The sequence below is a fragment of the Nocardia amamiensis NBRC 102102 genome (genome assembly GCF_001612745.1).
GTDB classification, from domain to species: Bacteria; Actinomycetota; Actinomycetes; order Mycobacteriales; family Mycobacteriaceae; genus Nocardia; species Nocardia amamiensis.
The window spans coordinates 1-3,325 of the sequence record NZ_BDBA01000368.1 but is presented as its reverse complement, the minus strand read 5'-3'; the positions used below and the strand labels follow the sequence as shown (position 1 = coordinate 3,325).

At 68.8% G+C, this 3,325-nt stretch carries 4 protein-coding genes; 2 read left to right on the top strand and 2 right to left on the bottom strand.

The genetic code is table 11. From position 1 onward, the window contains the following. Positions 1-32: 32 nt before the first annotated feature. Positions 33-1,865 carry a ribonuclease J gene (locus NA4_RS37700; protein WP_067480944.1) on the top strand — a complete coding sequence of 611 codons (1,833 nt, stop codon included), beginning with the start codon at positions 33-35 and terminating at the stop codon, positions 1,863-1,865. 64 nt (positions 1,866-1,929) lie between these two features. Here the strand turns inward: NA4_RS37700 and NA4_RS37695 are convergent, their stop codons facing one another. Then, positions 1,930-2,487: a WKL family lipoprotein gene (locus tag NA4_RS37695; RefSeq protein ID WP_067480941.1), complete on the bottom strand. Its 558-nt coding sequence runs from the start codon at positions 2,485-2,487 to the stop codon at positions 1,930-1,932. 29 nt (positions 2,488-2,516) lie between these two features. Continuing rightward, the gene (locus tag NA4_RS37690; protein WP_245671790.1) at positions 2,517-2,897 is read right to left on the bottom strand and encodes a DUF4189 domain-containing protein; all 381 of its coding nucleotides are present in this window, start codon (positions 2,895-2,897) and stop codon (positions 2,517-2,519) included. 143 nt (positions 2,898-3,040) lie between these two features. Between NA4_RS37690 and NA4_RS43435 the strand changes: the two genes are divergently transcribed. Next, entirely contained in the window at positions 3,041-3,163 is a 123-nt protein-coding gene (locus NA4_RS43435) for a hypothetical protein (RefSeq protein WP_281180109.1), read from the top strand. Positions 3,164-3,325: the final 162 nt, after the last annotated feature.

Below are 3,325 nucleotides of genomic sequence, written 5' to 3'. Positions count from 1 at the left end.
CCGTCGAGGTGACGGTGGAGGCCGAACGGGTCGTGACCGCCGAGACGAAGCCCGCGCAGGCCCGACCGGAGCCCCGGGCGCAGGAGGCGTCGTCCCGGCGTCGTGGACGTGCAGCGTCCGCCGGGCGGGGGACGTCCGGCGGACGGCGGGTCGAAGCGCCCGCACCGCAGCCGGTTCCGATCCCCACGCACGACCGGCTCGGCGCGCCGCCCGTCCTGCCGAAGAACGGCCTGCGTGTGTTCGCGCTCGGCGGTATCGGCGAGATCGGCCGCAACATGACCGTTTTCGAGTACGGCGGCAAGCTGCTGATCGTCGACTGCGGCGTGCTGTTCCCGGAGGACCAGCAGCCCGGCGTCGACTTGATCCTGCCCGACTTCCGTCCCATCGAGCACCGGATGGACGACGTGGCCGCCGTCGTGCTCACCCACGGCCACGAGGACCACATCGGCGCGGTGCCCTTCCTGCTGCGGCTGCGGCCGGATATCCCGGTGGTCGGCTCGAAGTTCACCCTCGCGCTGGTCGCCGCGAAATGCCGGGAGCATCGTCAGCATCCGAAGCTGGTCGAGGTCACCGAGGGACAGCACACCACGCACGGCCCGTTCGGCTGCGAGTACTTCGCGGTCAATCACTCCATTCCGGACGCGATCGCCGTTGCCATCCGCACGCCCGCGGGCGTCGTTCTGCACACCGGCGACATCAAGCTCGACCAGTTGCCGCTGGACGGACGGCTCACCGACCTGGCCGGATTCTCCCGGCTCGGCGACGAGGGCGTCGACCTGTTCCTGGTGGACTCCACGAACGCGGAGGTCCCCGGGTTCGTCACGCCGGAACGCGAGATCGGCGGGGTACTGGACACGGTGATCGGCAAGGCGCGCAGCCGGGTGATCGTCGCGTCGTTCGCCAGCCACGTGCATCGCATCCAGCAGGTGGTCGACGTGGCCCAGAAGTACGGGCGCCGCGTGTGTTTCATCGGGCGCTCGATGGTCCGCAACATGCAGATCGCGCAGGACCTGGGCTATCTGACGGTGCCGGACGGCGTGGTCGTCGACCTCGACGTCGCCGCCACCCTGCCGGGCCACCGCCTGGTGCTGATCTCGACCGGGTCGCAGGGCGAGCCGTTGTCGGCGCTGTCGCGGATGGCGCGCGGCGAGCACCGGCAGATCAACATTCGCGCCGACGATCTGGTGGTGCTGGCCTCCTCGCTCATCCCCGGCAACGAGAACTCCGTGTACGCCGTGGTGAACGGCCTGGCCCGGCTGGGTGCCACGGTGATCACCCAGCAGAACGCCAAGGTGCACGTTTCCGGGCACGCGTCCGCGGGTGAGCTGCTGTACCTGTACAACGCGGTGCGGCCGACCAACGCGATGCCGGTACACGGCGAGTGGCGCCACCTGCGGGCGAACGCCGCCTTGGCGGTGGCGACCGGTGTGCCCGAGGACCGGGTGGTGCTCGCCGAGGACGGTGTGGTGGTGGATCTGGTCGACGGCATCGCCTCGATCGTCGGCCGAGTGGCGGTCGGGCACGTGTATGTCGACGGGCTGTCGGTGGGCGATGTCGGCGAGTCCACGCTGTCGGACCGGCTGGTGCTCGGTGAGGGCGGTTTCATCGCGATCACCGTCGCCATCGATGAGACCACCGGCAAGGCGGTCAGCACACCCGAACTCAGCGGGCGTGGCTTCTCCGACGATCCGACCGCACTGCTGGGCGCGGCGGAACTGGTGGAGGCCGAGTTGCTGCGGCTGGCAGGCGAGGGCGTCACGGACACCCATCGGATCGCGCAGGGCGTGCGACGGGTGGTCGGGCGCTGGGTGGCCGAGACCTATCGGCGTCGCCCGATGATCGTGCCGACGGTTATCGGAGTCTGATTCCCGAATGCGCGAAAGGGCCGGATAGCGCAGCTATCCGGCCCTTTCACTCAGTCGTGCGCGGTCACTCCTGGCAGGCCGCGGACTCGATCTTCGCGCTCTTGACGATGTTGCAGGCGAAGGTGTGGTCGACCTTCCACTGGCCGCCCTCGGAGACGAACTGGATGAACGCGTCGTCCACCGGGGTGCCGTCGATGGTGACCTTGGCGTCGGCCTTGAGCTTGCCGTCCTTCGGGTCGCCCACATTGGTGACCTCGACGACGACCTTCTGCTTCTTCGCGGCGTCGACCAGGTTGGCGACCAGATAGGGATCCTGCTCGGCGGCTTGGATCCAGCTGATCTTCTCCGCGTTGGGCACGTTCGGATCGAACGCCTTCTGCAGCCGCTCGTTCAGCTGCGCAACCGTGGGCTTGGCCAGTGCGGGCGAGGACGGAGTGGTCGGCGCGGAGCCGGCCTCCTTGTCGCCCTTGTCCGAGCCGCCCTCCAACTCACCCGCCGCATGGCTCGGGTTGGCGCTGGTGCTCGGGGACGAGGAGTCGTCGCCGGAAGCGCAGGCGGACAGCGAGCAGGCCACTGCGGTGAGGACGACAGCCACGGCGGTCCGGAAAGTGCGGTGTTTCACGATGTTTCCTTCGACTCGAATACCGGGCATCAGCCGTGGTTGGACGTGCAGTTCCAGTGCACGATGTAGGCGTCGGAATCGTTGTGCCGCAGGGCTTGGCCCTGCGCGCTGCGCCGGGACGACGCGTACCCCCAGCTCCAGCTGCCGCTGCCGCTGGAGTACGCGACGGCGCCGCAGCCGTTGCGGAACCAGACCACCGACTGGCAGTCCGCCGCGCCGCAGGAGCTCACGGCGCGCCGCTGCGCGGAAGCCGAATCCGGATAGTCGTAGGAATATCCGATCAACCCGGTGGAGGTGGACAGCGCGATGGCGCCGTAGTTGTTGGTGTAGGCGTGCGCCGCGGGCGCGCTGACGGCCAGCGCGGTACCCGCCGCCGCCAACGCGGCCACACCGGTAGCAAACTTCTTCACGGAGGATTTGCCCCTTCTTGTCATTAGGCCCACGACCCGATGGACCGAGAGACAAGGTACAGAGCGGACTCTCGTTGCGCTAGCCGGAGATTTCCCGGCAGGGGGAGTAACAGACTCTGTGGTATGAAAAACCCTTGTCTCTTGTGCCTGATCTTCGAGTGGACGCCGGAGTCGTGTTGCTCGATGTTTCCTCCCGCGGCGACACGGAGACCGCCGGACCTCTCAGCGCCGTCCGCGCCGGGCTCGGCCTGAACCGCCCGGTGTGACGACTCGTACGGCCGGAAGACCCGGGAGAGGCGCAGCAGTGGGGGATTTGCGGCTAGCCTGGGGCCATGGCAGGTAAGTCCCGCAGCACCACGACGACTCGGGCGCGGGCGGGATCGGCGCGGGGGCGGACCACGACGGCACGGTCTCGCGCGGCCACGCCC